Here is a 17942-nt window from a genome sequence, read left to right on the forward strand (position 1 = left end):
TATTCTCAACACGCCACATATTAAAGATATATTATAGTTATCAGCAACTAAATAAATCACATATCAAGATTAAAATTCTTGAGCAATTAGCTGAGCTGCTTCACGACGAGCACAAGCATCGATTTCTAAGACCTCATCAATAGACGTGGGTTCCGAAAAATCTAATTTATCCATAATCTTGTGATTGATTTTTGCAATATCCGTAAAGCGAATTTTCTCTTCTAAGAATGCACCGACAGTGATTTCATTCGCACCATTTAATACAGTCGTCGCCGCTTGCCCTTGGTGACATGCATCGATAGCCAGTTTCAGGCAAGGATAACGTTGGTAATCAGGCTCCACAAAAGTCAGCGAAGATAACGTAGTGAAATCCAATGGCTTAGCACCCGACATAATACGCTGAGGATAGGCCATGCTGTACGAAATTGGTGTACGCATGTCCGGTGTTCCTAACTGGGCGATAACACTCCCATCACGGTAACGAACCATAGAGTGGATCACAGATTGAGGGTGAATAATCACTTCCATCTGCTTTTCGTTCGCATTAAAGAAATAGCAGGCCTCGATATATTCTAGACCTTTATTCATCATAGTCGCGGAATCTACTGAGATTTTGCGACCCATTGACCAGTTAGGATGATTACATGCCTCATCAGGTGTCACTTGGTCAAAATAAGATAAAGGTGTATCTCTAAATGGTCCGCCAGACCCTGTTAATACGATGCTGGAAATCCCTGAGGCCATCAGGTCGGCAAAGCCTAAATTCAATTGAATCTCTTCAGGTAAGCTTTGGAAAATCGCATTATGCTCGCTATCGATCGGGAAAACTGTCGCTTGGTGCTCTCGAATCGCATTAAAGAATAAACGGCCACTGGTGATCAAAGACTCTTTATTCGCTAATAATATTCTTTTCCCTTTGCGGATTGCTGACAACGTTGGGAGTAGCCCCGCCACGCCAGTAATAGCAGACATCACTTGATCCGCATCATCTAATCCAGCAAGTTCAATAGCGGATTCTGTACCAGATAAAACTTCTGTTTTGCAGTTATTTTCCGTCAAAATAGTACGTAATGCTTTCGCTGCGCTTTCGTCAGCCATTGAGACATATTTAGGATTAAATTCAAGGCACTGACTTGCCATCTCAGTCACGTTTTTACCTGCGACTAATGCAAGAATTTGGAATTTATCAGGATTTTGACGAACAACAGAAAGTGTACTTGTACCGATTGAACCTGTAGAACCCAGGATAGTAAGACGTTTCATAGTGATCAGATACTCTGTATTAATTCAATACTGAGATTATATCAGCTTAGCGATAAGAAAGGATTGTTTAATAGAAATGATAAATAATAAAGCCATGCTAAAGCACACTTTTAAAAAATGTGTTCAGATGGCTTTATTATCAAGATGGATTAAAACTCCATCAGCTCCGCTTCTTTCTGAGCTAATGCTTCATCCACTTTTTTGATGAAGTTATCAGTCAGCTTTTGGATGTCATCCTGTGAACGGCGCTCGTCATCTTCACTGATTTCTTTGTCTTTCAGTAAAGCTTTAACTTTATCGTTCGCGTCACGGCGGACGTTACGAATTGCGATACGACCTTGCTCAGCATCACCACGAACCACTTTGATTAAGTCTTTACGACGCTCTTCCGTTAATGGAGGAAGTGGAACGCGGATAACAGTACCTGCTGAAGATGGGTTCAGACCTAAGTCAGACGCCATGATCGCTTTTTCAATTGCAGGTGACATGCTACGGTCAAAAACAGAAATTGCTAATGTACGTGAATCTTCAACAGTCACGTTAGCTAATTGACGCAGAGGCGTTGCTGAACCGTAATATTCAACAGAGATGCCGTCTAACAGGCTTGGAGAAGCGCGGCCAGTACGAACTTTGCTGATTTGACTTTTTAGTGCTTCAAGGCTCTTTTCCATACGGTCTTGAGCATCTTTTTGGATTTCGTTAATCACGTTATCAACCCTTAAGAACTTGTTATTAAAGGCCGCAAAGCAGCCTCGCTTAAATTGTCTGAATTTATGTTAGATAATACATTCAAACTCAGGTCATGTCTCTGAGTATTAATTGTGAGAAATCAGAGTTCCTTCGTTTTCACCCATCACAACACGGCGTAATGCACCTGGCTTATTCATGTTGAAAACACGAATTGGCAGGTTGTGATCGCGTGCTAGCGTAAATGCAGCTAAATCCATAACTTTCAATTCACGCTCAAGAACTTCTTGATAATTCAGGTTTTCATACAGAACGGCATCAGGATCTTTGGCAGGATCTGACGAGTAAACGCCATCAACTTTTGTGGCTTTCAGTACAACATCAGCTTCAATTTCAATACCGCGTAAGCAAGCTGCTGAGTCCGTTGTGAAGAATGGATTTCCTGTTCCCGCAGAGAAGATAACCACACGGCCGTGACGCAGTAAGCTGATAGCTTCAGCCCAGCTGTAGTTGTCACACACACCATTGAGTGGAATTGCAGACATCAGTCTTGCGTTTACGTATGCACGGTGCAGCGCATCACGCATTGCCAGACCATTCATCACGGTTGCCAGCATACCCATATGGTCACCAACAACGCGGTTCATGCCTGCTTGTGCCAGACCGGCACCACGGAACAAGTTACCACCACCAATAACCACACCGACCTGTATACCCAGTTCTATAAGTTCTTTGATTTCCTGAGCCATACGATCTAAAACGCTAGCATCGATACCAAAACCTTCTGCACCTTGTAGAGCCTCGCCACTTAGTTTAAGCAGAATACGCTGATAAACGGGTTTTGCATTGGTTGCCATGAGTTGTGTCCTAACAGGTCATTATTGGAGTCATACATATAGAATCTCGCTCTATATGCCGAAAAATGTATTTGATACAGAATGCTGCACAAAAATAGTTCAAGTTGCAGGAAGTTGAGTCGCTACACCAAAGGAGGCGAATGCATGCAGCTTGAAATATGCAGTGTATTAAAGAAAGGCCGCCAATCGGCGGCCCTTTTCGTTGATTACTTGCTCATTGCAGCAACTTCTGCTGCGAAGTCAGTTTCAACTTTCTCGATACCTTCACCAACTTCAAAGCGGATGAAGTTAGTTACGTTAGCACCTTTTTCTTTCAGTAAGTCACCAACAGATTTGCTTGGATCCATTACGAAAGGCTGGCCAGTCAGAGAGATTTCGCCAGTGAATTTGTTCATGCGACCGATAACCATTTTTTCAGCGATTTCGCGTGGTTTACCAGATTGCATAGCGATGTCTAACTGAATTTGGTGCTCGTGAGCAACAACGTCAGCTGGAACGTTTTCTGGAGTCACATATTCTGGCTTGCTTGCAGCAATGTGCATAGCGATGTGTTTCAGCAGTTCTTCATCTGCGCCTTCGCCAGCAACCAGAACACCGATACGAGCGCCGTGCAGGTAGCTACCTACTTGTGCGCCTTCCAGAATAGCAACGCGACGGATATTGATGTTTTCACCAATTTTCGCAACTAAAGCTGTACGAGCTTCTTCGAATTTTGCTTTCAGAGCGTCGATGTCAGCGTTTTTATCAGCAACAACAGAAGCTAAAACTTCTTTACCGAATGCTAAGAAACCAGCATCTTTAGCAACGAAGTCAGTTTCGCAGTTCAGTTCGATCAGCGCACCAGTTTTACCGTCGTTGAAAACTTCAGTCAGGATAACGCCTTCAGCAGCAACACGGCCTGCTTTTTTAGCTGCTTTCGCTTGACCTGATTTACGCATGTTGTCGATTGCTAATTCGATGTCGCCGTTAGCTTCAACTAATGCTTTTTTACATTCCATCATACCTGCGCCAGTACGTTCGCGCAGTTCTTTTACCAATGCAGCGGTAATTCCAGACATGTGATTTATTCCTCGATATGCCTCACGGGACTTTCCCACAAGGATAATTCTGATTCACAGAGACAAAAGGGGCCTAAGTAGGCCCCTTCTAACCAATATATAGCAATACCTGGTTAATAAGGGCTTTTGCCTTATTATTCAGCTTCTACTAAGCTTTCTTCTGCTTGAACAGCCAGATCTTGTGAACGACCTTCACGAACGGTGTTTGCAACAGCGCCCAGATACAGTTTGATTGCACGGATTGCATCGTCGTTACCAGGGATAACGAAGTCGATACCGTCTGGATCAGAGTTAGTATCAACGATAGCGAATACTGGGATACCCAGGTTGTTAGCTTCTTTGATAGCAATGTGTTCGTGGTCTGCATCGATAACGAACAGAGCGTCTGGTAAACCGCCCATATCTTTGATACCGCCTAAGCTGTTTTCTAACTTACCAAGTTCACGAGTACGCATCAGCGCTTCTTTCTTGGTCAGTTTGTCGAAAGTACCGTCTTGTGACTGAACTTCCAGATCTTTCAGACGTTTGATTGACTGACGAACAGTTTTCCAGTTAGTCAGCATCCCACCTAACCAACGGTGGTTTACGAAATATTGATCACAGCTTCCAGCAGCTTCTTGAACGGCTTCGCTTGCAGCACGTTTAGTACCAACAAACAGAATCTTGCCTTTACGAGAAGCAATTTTAGTCAACTCAGCCAGAGCTTCGTTGAACATTGGAACAGTCTTTTCCAAGTTGATGATATGAACTTTGTTACGAGCGCCGAAAATGAAAGGTTTCATTTTAGGGTTCCAGTAACGAGTCTGGTGACCAAAGTGAACGCCCGCTTGTAACATATCGCGCATGGAAACAGTTGCCATTTTATACCTCTGTATATAAGTAATTGGGGTTATGCCTCCACGAATCCCATGCTACCGACTCTATAGCTGCGTCTAAACGCATAAGAGCACCCCGGCGCACGTGCCGATTCGTGTGTGTTATTACACAATTGAGTTTTAATTTACGCACATCCAATCGATGCCTTTAAGATTCACTCACTAATCCAAATTAGATTAAAAAATGAGATAAAGAGAAAAATATGGATTGCCGGCGCGCTTTATACCATAAAATGCAGTTGTAATCCAATAATTGTTGTTTTTTTCGCTGATAAAAACTAAGTGTACTATTCAAATATCAATGAATTTTGCCCGTCACAAAAGAGCCTCCGTGCAAATATGGAGCAACAACAAAGCGATAGCGAAAAATGGTCAAGACAAAAAATTCACCATCAAAAATCGACTGGCATTTTTGACAATTTGTGCTCTAGAAAGCTCAATTTGAACAAACCACGCCTAAGGCTTGGCTTACCCTGTGCTCCATTATCTGTTTTTAATCGAATTGTGGGCATCTAAACATATCGCCTACTAGTTGGCAGAAAATGCGGTGACTGTTACCATACTCAGCATCAACGGTAAAAATGTCGCAACAATTGCCCATTTCCAAACCCTTTTTTTAACATGTCGCAAATTCCTTGCTGACATATATGGACTGAACTCATGGCTATTATTATCAAAACTGAAGAAGATATTCAGAAAATGCGTGTTGCTGGTCGCCTAGCAGCTGAAGTGTTAGAAATGATCGCACCGCATGTTGTGCCGGGAGTCAGTACAGGTGAATTGGATCGCCTTTGCCACAAACACATTGTTGAGCAACAACAAGCGATCCCAGCCTGCCTTGACTACCATGGTTTCCCTAAGTCTGTTTGTATTTCTGTGAATGATGTTATCTGCCACGGTATTCCAAGCGACGATAAAATTCTGAAAGATGGTGATGTGGTTAACATCGACGTCACTGTCATCAAAAATGGCTTCCACGGCGATACTTCTAAAATGTTCATCGTCGGTAAACCAACTATCCAAGGTGAGCGCCTGTGCCAAGTGACTCAAGAGAGTCTGTATCTGGCAATCCGCATGGTTAAACCAGGTATCCGTTTACGCACTATCGGTAAAGCCATTCAAGAGTTTGTTGAGAAACAAGACCTGTCAGTAGTTCGCGAATATTGCGGTCACGGCATCGGTGAAGGTTTCCACGAGGAGCCACAAGTGCTGCATTATGATGCAGATGACAGCGGCGTTGTGCTGCAAAAAGGCATGACCTTCACTATCGAACCAATGGTAAATACCGGTGATTTCCGTATTCGTACCATGAAAGACGGCTGGACAGTCAAAACTAAAGACCGTGGTTGGTCTGCACAGTACGAGCACACCTTAGCGGTGACTGACAACGGCTGTGAAATTTTAACTCTGCGTAAAGAAGAAGAGCCATTTATTTCTGCGGTTCTGATCAACGAATAATCGTATTTCAAGCTCCTCCTTGGGGGAGCTTAGTTTTTCTGTTCATCCCCCCTAAAAAAACGTAAGCTGATCATAATTTCTGTATGGCTCTCAACACGGACAGATGATGATGACGGCACCTTCAAACAGCTATTTATCTCCCACTCAATTCCAGCCTTCCGATCTTGAACTCTCAACGCTTCGGCAACACGTTGATCAATTTGATGCTTGGTTAGAATCTGCATTTCACCAAGGGCAAAATGTCGTGGATTTACTCCGCGCCCGCAGTGACTATCTTGATGCCTTACTCACCAAGCTTTGGCAGAGTTACCATTTTGACCAATGTTCAGAGATGTCGTTGATTGCCGTCGGAGGCTATGGTCGTCATGAGCTACACCCGCTATCAGACATTGACATTTTAATTCTCAGCCAGCAACCGCTTCCTGAAGAGATTGCCACTAAAGTCGGTCAGTTCATTACCTTACTGTGGGATTTGCGTTTTGATATCGGGCACAGTGTTCGCTCATTGGAAGAGTGCATTCAAGCAGGAAAACAAGACTTAACCACGGCGACCAATCTGATTGAGTCGCGCTTAATATGTGGTGACATCGCCCTATTCTTAAGCTTACAGAAAACTATTTTTAGTGATGACTTTTGGCCATCCGCGACCTTTTTTGCCGCGAAACTAACCGAACAACAAGAACGCCATCAGCGTTATCACAGCACTAGCTACAACTTAGAGCCAGATATTAAAAGCAGCCCCGGCGGATTACGGGATATTCATACCTTACTGTGGGTAGGCCGCCGTCATTTTGGTGCGACAACCGTCGATGAAATGGTTGGCTTTGGTTTCCTCACCGAAGAAGAACGCCAAGAGCTTAAAGAGTGTTTATCATTTTTATGGAAAATCCGCTTTGCCTTGCATTTAGTGGTCAAGCGCTATGACAACCGTCTACTGTTTGACCGTCAATTTAGTGTTGCACAATCATTAGGTTACACCGGCGAACGGAACCAACCTGTCGAGCGCATGATGAAAGATTTCTATCGCGTCACTCGCCGAGTCAGGGAATTAAATCAAATGCTGCTGCAACTGTTTGATGAAGCTATCTTGGCATTAAATCCTAATGAAAAACCGCGCCCTATTGATGAATATTTTCAACTGCGTGGCAACTTAATCGATGTGATTGACGAAATGCTGTTTATTAAGCAGCCAGACGCTATTTTGAAAATGTTTTATCAAATGGCTCGCAACCCCAATATTGAAGGGATCTACTCCACCACATTACGTCAATTACGCTTTGCACGGCGCGATCTGAAAGTCCCCTTATGCGAAATTCCTGAAGCTCGCCGCATGTTTGTCAAAATTTTGCGCCATCCAAGAGCTATCAAAGGGGCTTTTGTCCCGATGCACTTACACAGTGTTCTCAGCGCCTATACGCCATTTTGGAGCAATATTGTCGGGCAAATGCAGTTCGACCTGTTCCACGCCTATACCGTAGATGAACATACCATTCGCGTTCTGCAAAAAATCGACAGTTTCACTCAGGAAGAGAACCGCCGAGAGCACCCGCTATGTGTCAGTGTTTATCCTAAGATTTTACAGCCAGAGCTGTTACGCTTAGCGGCGATGTTTCATGATATTGCCAAAGGGCGCTCAGGGGATCACTCCGATCTCGGTGCTGAATTTGTCTATGAATTTGCTCTTCAACATGATTTTACAACCAAAGATGCCGAGCTTGTCGCATGGCTGGTGAAAAATCACTTATTGATGTCCGTGACCGCCCAGCGCCGAGATATTCAAGACCCGGATGTGATCAAACAGTTTGCCGGGGAAGTTAAATCGACAGCGCGCTTGAATTACCTGATGTGCCTAACCGTTGCCGATATTTGTGCCACCAACAGCACGTTATGGAATAGCTGGAAGCAAAGTTTGATCCGTGAGCTTTATCTTTCTACCGAACATCAACTCAACCAAGGCATGCAAAGCACGCCCGATCTTCGTGAACGCATTCGTCATCATCGTTACCAAGCGCTATCGCTACTTCGACAATCGCACATCGATGAAGAGCAGCTCAACACTCTGTGGTCACGCTGCCATGCGGATTATTTCTTGCGCCACACGCCGACTCAACTGGCTTGGCACGCCAATCACCTGCTCAAACATGATTTAACCCAGCCTTTGGTGTTAATCAGTACTCAACCGAAACATGGCGGAACAGAAATTTTTATCTGGTGCCACGACAAAGCGCATTTATTTGCAGCCGTTGCCAGTGAGCTGGATAGACGCAACCTCAGCATTCATAGCGCTCAAATTTTTACTAATAAAGATAATATGGCGATGGATACTTTCGTGGTACTCGAACCTAATGGCTCGCCACTTTCGAAAGATAGATATGAACACATTCGTAAGGCGCTGTTACTGGCAGTTCAACAACCTGAAATTCCATTACCAAAACCGCGAACTCTCCCTGCGAAGCTACGTCATTTCAGCGTACCAACCAAAGTGAATTTTCTACACTCCAATAATGACCGTCGTACCTATATGGAGTTATTCGCGCTTGACCAACCCGGATTGCTCGCCAAAGTGGGGCACATTTTCGCTCAAATGGAGATTTCTTTATATGGCGCCCGCATCACGACTATTGGCGAAAAAGTAGAAGACTTTTTTGTATTGGCAGATAGAGAACACAAAGCGTTAGATAAAAATATGCAACAAGAGTTATCAGAAAGGTTGACAGAAGCCCTTAAATCGAAGGATAAAATATAGTGCCAGTCTAATTTATGGCATGTTACCTGACTGAGAACCATTGAAGGAGAAACAGCATTAATGCAACAATTACAAACAATTATTGAGCAAGCATTCGAAGATCGCGCATCCATTACCCCGAATACTGTCACGCCAGCAGTCAAACAAGCCGTGATGGAAACCATCGCTTTATTAGATAGCGGTAAACTGCGTGTTGCAGAAAAAATTGCGGGTGTTTGGGTCACTCACCAGTGGCTGAAAAAAGCAGTTTTATTATCTTTCCGTATTCATGATAACCAAGTCATCGAAGGCGCTGAAAGCCGCTATTTTGATAAAGTTCCAATGAAATTTGCAGATTACGACAAAGCTCGCTTTGAACGTGAAGGCTTCCGTGTTGTTCCACCAGCAGCCGTACGCCAAGGGGCTTATATCGCCAAAAACAGTGTATTGATGCCATCTTACGTCAACATCGGTGCGTATGTTGATGAAGGAACAATGGTTGATACATGGGCAACAGTCGGTTCTTGTGCCCAAATTGGTAAAAACGTTCACCTTTCTGGTGGCGTCGGCATCGGTGGTGTTCTGGAGCCATTACAAGCAAACCCAACAATTATCGAAGATAACTGCTTTATCGGCGCACGTTCTGAAGTGGTTGAAGGCGTGATTGTTGAAGAAGGTTCCGTGATTTCTATGGGCGTTTATCTGGGTCAAAGCACCAAGATCTATGACCGTGAAACGGGTGAAATCTTCTATGGTCGCGTACCTGCGGGCTCCGTTGTTGTTTCTGGCAACTTACCGTCCAAAGATGGTAGCTACAGCCTGTACTGCGCCGTGATCGTGAAAAAAGTCGATGAAAAAACCCGCGGTAAAGTCGGTATCAATGAGTTATTAAGAAGTATTGATGAGTAAGTATAGATCAGTGACTTACTTGTAAGTTACCGAATCAATTACTAATCAAATTCTAAACTCTCTCACCTCCCCTTATAGTTTAAGGGTTGTAAGGTGTAAAACGCGAAGCTACCCCGAAGCGCATGTCCATCAGCGAATCGGGTAGCCGAGTGTCCCATTGAGTCATTGCTCCGCTGATCTATTGATTCACAATGGAAAATCCTGCACCTCAAGCATAAATCTCTCGTTAAGTCAGCAGAAGCCTCTGGGTTATAGATAGATAACGCAAATAATAAAGCAGATTCTATTACAAACAGAGGTTGGTCAAACTGGATTAATCGCGCATAATATGACCGAGAATTTACAGCCCTTGGTCAATTAGCTGCTATTATTAGATGGTTGTTTTGTAACTCATCATTTTATAAGCAATTAGGGCTCAGTAAATGGTTATAAAAAGAGACTGCCTTGTTTATAGCCCTTATTTATAACCCTAAAAGTCATCGACACAGTCCCTTACGATTAAGCGAGCTAACATGTACGATAATTTGAAAAGTTTAGGTATCAGCAATCCGCAAGATATCGACCGCTATTCCCTGCGCCAAGAAGCTAATAACGATATTTTAAAAATTTACTTTCGCAAAGATAAAGGCGAGTTTTTCGCTAAAAGCGTGAAATTTAAGTACCCACGCCAGCGTAAAACTGTTGCAGCAACTGATGGCAGCAACAACTTCAAAGAAATTAACGAAATCAATACTAACTTACGTTATGTGATTGAAGAACTAGACCAAATTTGTCAAAACGACCAAACAGATGTTGATTTAAAACACAAAATTTTGGATGACCTGCGTCATTTAGAACACGTTGTGTCCAATAAAATCGCAGAAATTGAAGCGGATCTCGAGAAACTTACTCGTAAATAGTCCAATTCCTCACTGCACTGTAAGCCGACCTGTTTACAGTGCAGATGCATAAGGCTCGCGATTTACAGCAAATCCGCCCAAGATTGTAACCACACTTTGGCGAACTCTTCCGGCTCTTCCACTTCAGTGGCATCAATAAACAACACATCGCCAATACGGCTGCCAGATTGCTCAGCTAATAACTCATCAAACTGTTTACCCGCTCCGCAGAAGTTCTCATAGCTGCTATCACCTAAGGCAATCACGCCATATTTCAATTCAGGTTGATAGCCGACAACATCTTTAATTTCATAAAAAAGAGGCGCAATGGTATCGGGAATATCACCTTGTCCGGTAGTGGAAGTGATCACCAGAGCAACGCCTTCCCCCGCATTATAGACTTGCCAATCCGCTAGCGTTGGCTCCTCAAACACTGCCACTTCATGACCTTGCTGTTCGAAGAGCTCTTGCGCCACTTCCGCAACCGCTAATGCGTTGCCATACACTGTTCCGACAAAAATTCCGATTTTGGACACTACGTCCTCCTTATAAAAGTCTATCAAACAGGATAATCAATCACATTAATATCGAGCTTTGAGACAGTATCACCCCATCCAAATTGTTCAACTAATGATAGCCATTGTGCATCCCATGCCGCGACTAACGATATTTTTTCTTCTGTTATAGGGTGAATAAATATTAGCTGGCTAGCGTGCAGCATCAAGCGAGAGACTGAAAAATGCTCACTCACACCGCGGTTTTGACGTAAATCTCCATGTTTACTATCCCCAATAATGGGATGACGTAAATGGGACATATGACGTCTTAATTGGTGTTTGCGTCCAGTTTCAGGCTTAAGCTCAACAAGGCTAAAACGCGCTGTATCATAACGCCCAATTGCCACTGAACACTCGACTGTCGCCAAGGGTTTATAATGGGTGACACACTCTTGTAACCGAGGCTCTTTAGTGGCGTGTTTATCCGCAATTTTGTCGAGTTCCTCAAGTAACGGATAATCTAATCTATCCCCTTCTGTAACGTAGCCCCGCACAATCGCATGGTACACTTTTTCCATGGTATGCTGCTCAAACTGCTCGGCGAGTGACCTTGCTACTTCACTGGATAATGCAAACAACAACACACCCGATGTTGGTCTATCAAGACGGTGGATTGGGAACACATGCTGCCCAATTTGGTCACGCAGTGTTTGCATCACAAACACCGTCTCTTTGCTGTCGAGCCAACTGCGATGCACCAACATGCCTGCTGGTTTATTAACAGCAACCACATACTCATCTTGGTAGATAATATCCAGCATCCGTTATTCGCCCATCACAGTGAATTGAAAGTAGCTATCTAACTCACGCAAATGATCGAGGAATGCAATAAAGCGCCCTTCTTCATCGTCTTTGTAGATCTCTTCAAAATACGGTGCGATAGCAAAATTGCTCGGCAACATGGCACCTTGATCAATCATTGCTGTCAGTCGAGGGATTAAAATCCACTGAAGCCATTGGGCGGCTTCCATCGTATCGATGGCAAAAGGTTCCACACTCTCAAACGCGTCTGGACTTGGAGGAACTTCTTCCCATAAGGATTTGGCTCTCATCTCTATTTCAAGATGACTGAGTTTCTCAAGGATGCGCTGCTCAATATTCATACTAAAACCTATTCAAAGATAATAATTCAAAATATACCGTATTTTTGGACACAGTGTTGTCGCAAACATGGGGATGAGACAAGCAAAAAGCAATCATGCGTCTCCAAATTATGTATCTACGTCCATTTATTCACATTGACTAAAACAATTAATAATTGTTTATCATTTGTTGTATATTCTGCCTTTATTATTGAATGTTTTTATGCACAGTTTGCTTTTTTCATTATTAACATAAAGATGGTTTATCTATGGGACTATTAAAACAGTGGCGCCAACAAAACAAGACATGGAAATCTTTCACTAACAAATATGTACAGCTAAAAAGAAAGCTCCGCATTGCTAAGTTGCCTTCACAACAATATCAGCAATATCAATCGATGTGCGATACATACCAAAGCGCCCTGCTATCAGCGACCATCGATGGCGTACCTCAATTTATTGAGCGACCGATTAACAAATACCTGCATAAAACGTGGAGTGGTAAACAGAAATTATCCACTGCAAGCTATACGTTAGATTTAATTGAAAAAACCTTTACGCCTGAAGCTATCACCGCCATGTTTTCGGATAAACGAGACGGCTTAACGGTTGCGAATATTGAGCTAAAATCCGGTGATTTTGCCCAATTAAAAATGATCTATTCTCAATATCCACGTGAAGGGGATCTCTCCATCCATTTACTCAATGAAACGGGTGATGAAATCTATTTGATGAGCTTTTCATTTGGTGAACAAGGTCAGCTTTATGTCTGTTCCCTACAAGGACCATCGACAGAACAGAGCGTAGAGCAAGTGAAATCCATTACGAAACAGATGCATGCAATGAGGCCTAAAAATCTTTTAATGTCTGCTATTTATGCGGTAGCTGCTTATTTCCAAATCAAATCTATTCTCGGGATTTCAAATAATAGCCATATCAAAAGCCAGCATTTAAAATCTAGCTACGATACTTTTTGGGAAGAGTGTGGCGGCGTTTTAAATGCCGAAGGTTGGTATCAATTACCACTTCAAGAGCCAATGCGTGATATCGAATCAGTGAAAAGCCAGAGACGTTCCGAATTCCGTAAGCGCGAAGCACTGAGAGAAGCCATGTCGCAAAGTATTATTGAGTCCCTCACCCAATACTCAAACTCAGCTCAGAAATAAAAAAAGTAGCCAGTTAAAACTAACTGGCTACTTATCTATCAATTGACTTGCATCCTGCAATGCGACTTCCTGCCGCCTAACATCCTGTTAGATAAAAATTTAGCAGACCAACCGCTCTGCCAGGTTATCCATTTCCTTGTTTTTTATATGTAAAAAAGCTAAACAACTACCCTGTCCAGCCCGATAAGAATGTATTAAATCCATTAAGCAAACAACCTAGTGTTCTACATTCAGATGATTCAAAAAATGATAAAAAACTTAAAATGGATAGTAACGCTATGAAATTAAAAGTTAAATAGTTCTCATTTCGATAATGTGAAAAATTATTAAGATATGGCTTAACCAAATTGTAGGCAATAACCTACAGCACCATGCTATAAATCACTTACCCCTGAGATGATATAACGGGCTTCAGTTGTTGAATAAAGCTCGCAAGATTTTCTGCAATAACTTGTCGTTGCTTGCTTCCAAACGTTTCAACAATAATTTCCCCTGTTAAATTACACATAGAAATCATTTCTAATTCAGAGTCTAATGTGGCAATAAACAGCGTTGGCGGTAACTTTAAGCGCTTTTGAGTCACCAAATGCCCAATCAAGTTTTCCTGTAAGCGAATAAAGTCCTCTTCGCTCCACACTTGCACCAAATTCAATGATAAATCACCCAACGTCGCGCTCATATCTCCAGCTAACTGAGTGGTATAAAAAGCGTGAATATCGTCCTGTAATTGGAGATCTAGCGCATTCGCGACATTATTTAAACTTTTCTCTTCTAATGGAAACGGCTTAGGCTCCCAATAAACCACATCATCACCAGTACGAACGATGCAAGGAGAAGGTACCCCATACAGCTCAGCAGACACCGGTGGAAGTCCCGTAGCTTCTTGCCACTTAGCCACATACTGGCTGGTAAAATTTTTAATTAAATCAGAGATTATTGTATTCATCGTTTTTCAATTGTGAGAAATAACATTATTAAAACCAATTCAAATTGGCAGGCTCAATATTATGGATAAGTGGTATTATGACAGAAGTTAACAAACGAATAAAATGCACTCAGTTTGCCAATGTTCAGCACTGACACGCCGAAAAGATAAGGATCACTATGTCTCACTATCAAAATAACCCCGCTCTCGATAATTTAACTCTCGGGAAAAAGACGGCTTATCATGACCAATATGATGCCGCTTTATTGCAAGCGGTGCCGCGTAGCCTTAATCGCGATCCTTTGGATATTCATGCTGATACACTGCCATTCCACGGCGCCGATATTTGGACACTGTATGAACTCTCTTGGCTAAATACCCGTGGTGTTCCTCAAGTAGCGATAGGCTCCGTCAGTGTAGATGCCACAAGTGAAAACTTGGTGGAATCAAAAAGCTTCAAGCTTTATCTCAATAGTTTCAATCAGACTCGCTTCGAAACGTGGGAAAATGTGCGAAGCGTTTTGCAAAATGACCTAAGCCGCTGTGCTAATGGCGAGGTTAAGGTTACACTTTATAAACTTGATGACTTTACTCAGCAAGCCATTCACCAATTCCAAGGTGTCTGTATTGATGAGCAAGAGATTGACATCGATAACTATGAATTTAATCGCGACTATTTGGTCAATTGCACCCAACCAGAGGTTGTCGAAGAAACCCTCGTCAGCCACCTGTTGAAATCAAATTGTTTGATAACCAACCAACCTGATTGGGGCTCAGTACAAATTCATTATCGTGGTCCAAAAATTGACCGTGAAGCGTTATTACGTTACCTCGTCTCATTTCGTCATCATAATGAATTCCACGAACAGTGTGTGGAGCGCATTTTCAACGACATAACAATACTGTGCAAACCAGAGAAATTATCTGTGTATGCACGCTATACTCGCCGAGGTGGGCTTGATATCAACCCATGGCGCAGTAATGAACAATTCGAGCCTGACACGGGTCGTTTGGCACGGCAATAAGTACCTACTAAATTGAAAATCAGTGTAATTTAAGAGAATGCTATTTAAATCATTTTCAATGTAATTCACGCGTCAAGAGCCCAATTGGGCAAAGGAGTGTTACTTGATTACTCATATCAGTCCATTAGGATCTATGGATCTATTGTCTCAGCTTGAAGTCGATATGCTGAAACGTACGGCGAGCAGCCATTTGTATCAGCTATATCGAAACTGCTCCTTAGCGGTATTACATTCAGGAAGCTTAACTGACAGCAGTAAAGAACTTTTAGAAAAAAGTGCAGGTTTTGATATCAACATTTTACGTCGTGAACGTGGTATCAAATTAGAGCTTATTAACCCACCAGAAAAAGCGTTCGTTGACGGTAAAATCATTCGTTCATTACAAGCGAACTTGTTTGCCGTACTGCGCGATATTCTGTTTGTTCACGCTCAAATAACTAATGCCAAACAGCAGTTCCATCTCGATTTAGAAAATAGCACTCACCTCACTAATATGATCTTTTCCATCTTACGTAACGCCCGTGCGCTACATATTGGTGAAGATCCTAATATGATCGTGTGCTGGGGTGGACACTCCATTAATGAAAATGAATACCTGTATGGTCGTAAAGTCGGTAATGAACTAGGCTTGCGTGAACTGAACATCTGCACAGGTTGTGGACCGGGAGCTATGGAAGCGCCAATGAAAGGTGCCGCGGTAGGTCATGCTCAACAGCGTTATAAAGACAGCCGTTTTATCGGGTTAACTGAGCCATCCATCATCGCGGCTGAGCCACCTAACCCATTAGTTAATGAACTGATCATCATGCCAGACATTGAAAAACGTCTTGAGGCATTTGTCCGTTTAGCCCACGGGATCATTATTTTCCCTGGTGGCGTGGGAACCGCAGAAGAGCTCCTTTATCTGTTGGGTATTATGATGGATCCTGAAAATACCGAGCAAGTGCTGCCATTAGTCCTGACTGGACCAAAAGAAAGCGCGGAATACTTCTCTGTTCTTGATGATTTTATTCGCCATACTCTGGGAGATGAAGCGAGCAAACATTACCAAATCATTATCGACAACCCGCAAGAAGTGGCACGCGTGATGAAAAAAGGCATGTCTGCAGTGAAAGAGAGCCGTCGTAATACGGGTGACGCATACAGCTTCAACTGGTCGATTAAAATCGCCCCTGAGCTACAGCATCCGTTTGAGCCGACTCACGAAAATATGGCGTCACTGAACCTGCATCCGGGTCAATCCCCAGAAAAACTGGCTTCCGATTTACGCCGTGCTTTCTCTGGAATTGTCGCGGGTAACGTAAAAGAAGTCGGCATGAAAGCGATTGAAAAACATGGTCCTTTCAAAATTCATGGGGATAGCGATATCATGAAACGCATGGACATTTTACTCCAAGGTTTCGTGAAACAGCATCGTATGAAGTTGCCGGGTGGCACCGCTTACGAACCTTGCTATGAAATTGTGAAATAATCACCTACGTGCCAAGGAAGGCGCGTTTAACGACCAAACGGCTTATGATCCATTTATTAATTATTGATGCTTTAAACTTAATTCGACGTATCCACGCGGTTCAGGGGAGCCCATGTGGAGAAACCTGTTTATCCGCTATTTCTCAATTGATTAACCATACTAATGCCACCCATATTGTGGCAGTATTTGATGAAGAAGGTCGCCACCATAGTTGGCGTCATGAAAAACTGCCTGACTATAAAGCAGGGCGTCAGCCTATGCCTGAAAACTTACAAGCTGAGTTACCTCAACTCGTTGCTCAGTTTGAAGAAAATGGTATTCATTGCTGGCAATCTGAAGGTGATGAAGCCGATGATTTAGCCGCCACTCTCGCTAAACGTATTGCCGATTCTGGGCATACCGTCACCATCGTCTCTACCGATAAAGGTTACTGCCAGCTACTCTCTCCAAACCTGCGTATCCGTGACTACTTTCAAAAACGTTGGTTGGACGTACCTTTCATCGAGAATGAATTTGGAGTCAAGCCTGAACAACTACCTGATTACTGGGGTTTAGCGGGGATCAGTAGCAGTAAAGTTCCTGGAGTTGCAGGGATTGGCACCAAAAGTGCCACTGAGTTACTTCAGCGATTCCACACTATTGAAAATTTGTACGCCAACTTTGATGTTCTTGAAGAAAAATGGCAGAAAAAACTAATTAACCAACAAGAAATTGCGCTTATCTGTCGCGATATTGCCACATTAAAAACAGATATTACCTTGAAAGGTAATCTGAATCAGTTACGCTACGAAGCTAGATAGCAAACACAAAAAAAGGTCACTTCAAAGTGACCTTTTTGCTATTCAAACCAACCCAGCTTTGACTTAATAATATTCACGCGCCATTGGGTTTGCAGACCAAACACGTTGTACATGCACAGTAACTTCTTCACGGTCATGGTAAAGCTGTTTCGCTTGGATCAGAACATTGATACCATTCTCTTTCAGCTGAGCTTTCATTTTTTCCA

Annotated in this window: 17 protein-coding genes and 1 pseudogene; 8 read left to right on the top strand and 10 right to left on the bottom strand. The window is 42.9% G+C overall.

Annotation, left to right across the window (positions count from 1 at the left end; translation table 11 throughout):
• Positions 1 to 69: 69 nt before the first annotated feature.
• From ispC to rpsB, 5 genes are all read right to left on the bottom strand, one after another.
• Entirely contained in the window at positions 70 to 1263 is a 1194-nt protein-coding gene (ispC, locus tag GKR71_RS03830; RefSeq protein WP_132496504.1) for a 1-deoxy-D-xylulose-5-phosphate reductoisomerase, read from the bottom strand.
• A 149-nt stretch (positions 1264 to 1412) separates the two neighbouring features.
• Positions 1413 to 1970, bottom strand: a complete 558-nt coding sequence (frr, locus tag GKR71_RS03835; protein ID WP_036956356.1) for a ribosome recycling factor — start codon at positions 1968 to 1970, stop codon at positions 1413 to 1415.
• A 108-nt stretch (positions 1971 to 2078) separates the two neighbouring features.
• Positions 2079 to 2807, bottom strand: a complete 729-nt coding sequence (gene pyrH, locus GKR71_RS03840; RefSeq protein WP_006814045.1) for a UMP kinase — start codon at positions 2805 to 2807, stop codon at positions 2079 to 2081.
• A 206-nt stretch (positions 2808 to 3013) separates the two neighbouring features.
• Complete coding sequence (gene tsf / locus GKR71_RS03845; protein WP_036956353.1) at positions 3014 to 3865, bottom strand: translation elongation factor Ts; 852 nt, start codon at positions 3863 to 3865, stop codon at positions 3014 to 3016.
• A 134-nt stretch (positions 3866 to 3999) separates the two neighbouring features.
• The gene (rpsB, locus tag GKR71_RS03850) at positions 4000 to 4725 is read right to left on the bottom strand and encodes a 30S ribosomal protein S2 (RefSeq protein WP_036956352.1); all 726 of its coding nucleotides are present in this window, start codon (positions 4723 to 4725) and stop codon (positions 4000 to 4002) included.
• A gap of 675 nt (positions 4726 to 5400) precedes the next feature.
• Here rpsB and map point away from each other — a divergent pair.
• The 4 genes from map (at position 5401) to GKR71_RS03870 (ending at position 10731) form a co-directional block, all read left to right on the top strand.
• Positions 5401 to 6198 carry a type I methionyl aminopeptidase gene (gene map, locus GKR71_RS03855; protein WP_036956350.1) on the top strand — a complete coding sequence of 266 codons (798 nt, stop codon included), beginning with the start codon at positions 5401 to 5403 and terminating at the stop codon, positions 6196 to 6198.
• Between the two features lie 106 nt (positions 6199 to 6304).
• Positions 6305 to 8944, top strand: a complete 2640-nt coding sequence (glnD, locus tag GKR71_RS03860) for a bifunctional uridylyltransferase/uridylyl-removing protein GlnD (RefSeq protein ID WP_108478498.1) — start codon at positions 6305 to 6307, stop codon at positions 8942 to 8944.
• Positions 8945 to 9004: 60 nt separating this feature from the next.
• Complete coding sequence (gene dapD / locus GKR71_RS03865) at positions 9005 to 9832, top strand: 2,3,4,5-tetrahydropyridine-2,6-dicarboxylate N-succinyltransferase (protein WP_132496506.1); 828 nt, start codon at positions 9005 to 9007, stop codon at positions 9830 to 9832.
• A gap of 512 nt (positions 9833 to 10344) precedes the next feature.
• Positions 10345 to 10731, top strand: a complete 387-nt coding sequence (locus GKR71_RS03870; protein WP_036956344.1) for a DUF3461 family protein — start codon at positions 10345 to 10347, stop codon at positions 10729 to 10731.
• A 62-nt stretch (positions 10732 to 10793) separates the two neighbouring features.
• On the opposite strand, the gene GKR71_RS03875 is transcribed toward GKR71_RS03870, so the two are convergent.
• The 3 genes from GKR71_RS03875 to GKR71_RS03885 are packed head-to-tail and all read right to left on the bottom strand — an operon-like array spanning position 10794 to position 12370.
• Positions 10794 to 11246 carry a flavodoxin gene (locus GKR71_RS03875; protein ID WP_230085020.1) on the bottom strand — a complete coding sequence of 151 codons (453 nt, stop codon included), beginning with the start codon at positions 11244 to 11246 and terminating at the stop codon, positions 10794 to 10796.
• Positions 11247 to 11269: 23 nt separating this feature from the next.
• Positions 11270 to 12028 carry a tRNA pseudouridine(65) synthase TruC gene (truC, locus tag GKR71_RS03880; protein WP_036956341.1) on the bottom strand — a complete coding sequence of 253 codons (759 nt, stop codon included), beginning with the start codon at positions 12026 to 12028 and terminating at the stop codon, positions 11270 to 11272.
• 3 nt (positions 12029 to 12031) lie between these two features.
• A complete protein-coding gene (locus tag GKR71_RS03885; protein ID WP_036956339.1) occupies positions 12032 to 12370 on the bottom strand; it encodes a YqcC family protein in 339 nt (112 codons plus the stop codon).
• A 248-nt stretch (positions 12371 to 12618) separates the two neighbouring features.
• Here GKR71_RS03885 and GKR71_RS03890 point away from each other — a divergent pair, with 248 nt between their 5' ends.
• The gene (locus GKR71_RS03890) at positions 12619 to 13515 is read left to right on the top strand and encodes a VirK/YbjX family protein (protein WP_036956337.1); all 897 of its coding nucleotides are present in this window, start codon (positions 12619 to 12621) and stop codon (positions 13513 to 13515) included.
• 385 nt (positions 13516 to 13900) lie between these two features.
• Here the strand turns inward: GKR71_RS03890 and syd are convergent, their stop codons facing one another.
• Positions 13901 to 14461: a SecY-interacting protein gene (gene syd / locus GKR71_RS03895; RefSeq protein ID WP_036956336.1), complete on the bottom strand. Its 561-nt coding sequence runs from the start codon at positions 14459 to 14461 to the stop codon at positions 13901 to 13903.
• 158 nt (positions 14462 to 14619) lie between these two features.
• On the opposite strand from syd, the gene queF reads away from it, so the two are divergent.
• From queF to xni, 3 genes are all read left to right on the top strand, one after another.
• Positions 14620 to 15465 carry an NADPH-dependent 7-cyano-7-deazaguanine reductase QueF gene (gene queF / locus GKR71_RS03900; RefSeq protein ID WP_154633958.1) on the top strand — a complete coding sequence of 282 codons (846 nt, stop codon included), beginning with the start codon at positions 14620 to 14622 and terminating at the stop codon, positions 15463 to 15465.
• A 103-nt stretch (positions 15466 to 15568) separates the two neighbouring features.
• On the top strand, positions 15569 to 16936 hold the full coding sequence (gene ppnN / locus GKR71_RS03905) for a nucleotide 5'-monophosphate nucleosidase PpnN (RefSeq protein WP_036956334.1): 1368 nt from the start codon (positions 15569 to 15571) through the stop codon (positions 16934 to 16936).
• Positions 16937 to 16980: 44 nt separating this feature from the next.
• A complete protein-coding gene (gene xni, locus GKR71_RS03910) occupies positions 16981 to 17736 on the top strand; it encodes a flap endonuclease Xni (RefSeq protein WP_036956333.1) in 756 nt (251 codons plus the stop codon).
• Between the two features lie 63 nt (positions 17737 to 17799).
• Here the strand turns inward: xni and GKR71_RS03915 are convergent.
• Positions 17800 to 17942: pseudogene (locus tag GKR71_RS03915) on the bottom strand (23S rRNA (cytidine(2498)-2'-O)-methyltransferase RlmM); the annotation flags it as partial.

The organism is Providencia sp. wls1922 (genome assembly GCF_009706505.1).
Classification (GTDB): Bacteria; Pseudomonadota; Gammaproteobacteria; order Enterobacterales; family Enterobacteriaceae; genus Providencia; species Providencia lanzhouensis.

Excerpts from the sequence above, each read along its gene's own strand:
- pyrH (WP_006814045.1), bottom strand. The coding sequence starts at position 2,807 with ATGGCAACCAATGCAAAACCCGTTTATCAGCGTATTCTGCTTAAACTA.
- glnD (WP_108478498.1), top strand. The coding sequence starts at position 6,305 with ATGATGACGGCACCTTCAAACAGCTATTTATCTCCCACTCAATTCCAG.
- ispC (WP_132496504.1), bottom strand. The coding sequence starts at position 1,263 with ATGAAACGTCTTACTATCCTGGGTTCTACAGGTTCAATCGGTACAAGT.
- rpsB (WP_036956352.1), bottom strand. The coding sequence starts at position 4,725 with ATGGCAACTGTTTCCATGCGCGATATGTTACAAGCGGGCGTTCACTTT.
- map (WP_036956350.1), top strand. The coding sequence starts at position 5,401 with ATGGCTATTATTATCAAAACTGAAGAAGATATTCAGAAAATGCGTGTT.
- GKR71_RS03870 (WP_036956344.1), top strand. The coding sequence starts at position 10,345 with ATGTACGATAATTTGAAAAGTTTAGGTATCAGCAATCCGCAAGATATC.
- GKR71_RS03890 (WP_036956337.1), top strand. The coding sequence starts at position 12,619 with ATGGGACTATTAAAACAGTGGCGCCAACAAAACAAGACATGGAAATCT.
- queF (WP_154633958.1), top strand. The coding sequence starts at position 14,620 with ATGTCTCACTATCAAAATAACCCCGCTCTCGATAATTTAACTCTCGGG.
- tsf (WP_036956353.1), bottom strand. The coding sequence starts at position 3,865 with ATGTCTGGAATTACCGCTGCATTGGTAAAAGAACTGCGCGAACGTACT.
- truC (WP_036956341.1), bottom strand. The coding sequence starts at position 12,028 with ATGCTGGATATTATCTACCAAGATGAGTATGTGGTTGCTGTTAATAAA.
- xni (WP_036956333.1), top strand. The coding sequence starts at position 16,981 with ATGATCCATTTATTAATTATTGATGCTTTAAACTTAATTCGACGTATC.
- GKR71_RS03885 (WP_036956339.1), bottom strand. The coding sequence starts at position 12,370 with ATGAATATTGAGCAGCGCATCCTTGAGAAACTCAGTCATCTTGAAATA.
- syd (WP_036956336.1), bottom strand. The coding sequence starts at position 14,461 with ATGAATACAATAATCTCTGATTTAATTAAAAATTTTACCAGCCAGTAT.
- dapD (WP_132496506.1), top strand. The coding sequence starts at position 9,005 with ATGCAACAATTACAAACAATTATTGAGCAAGCATTCGAAGATCGCGCA.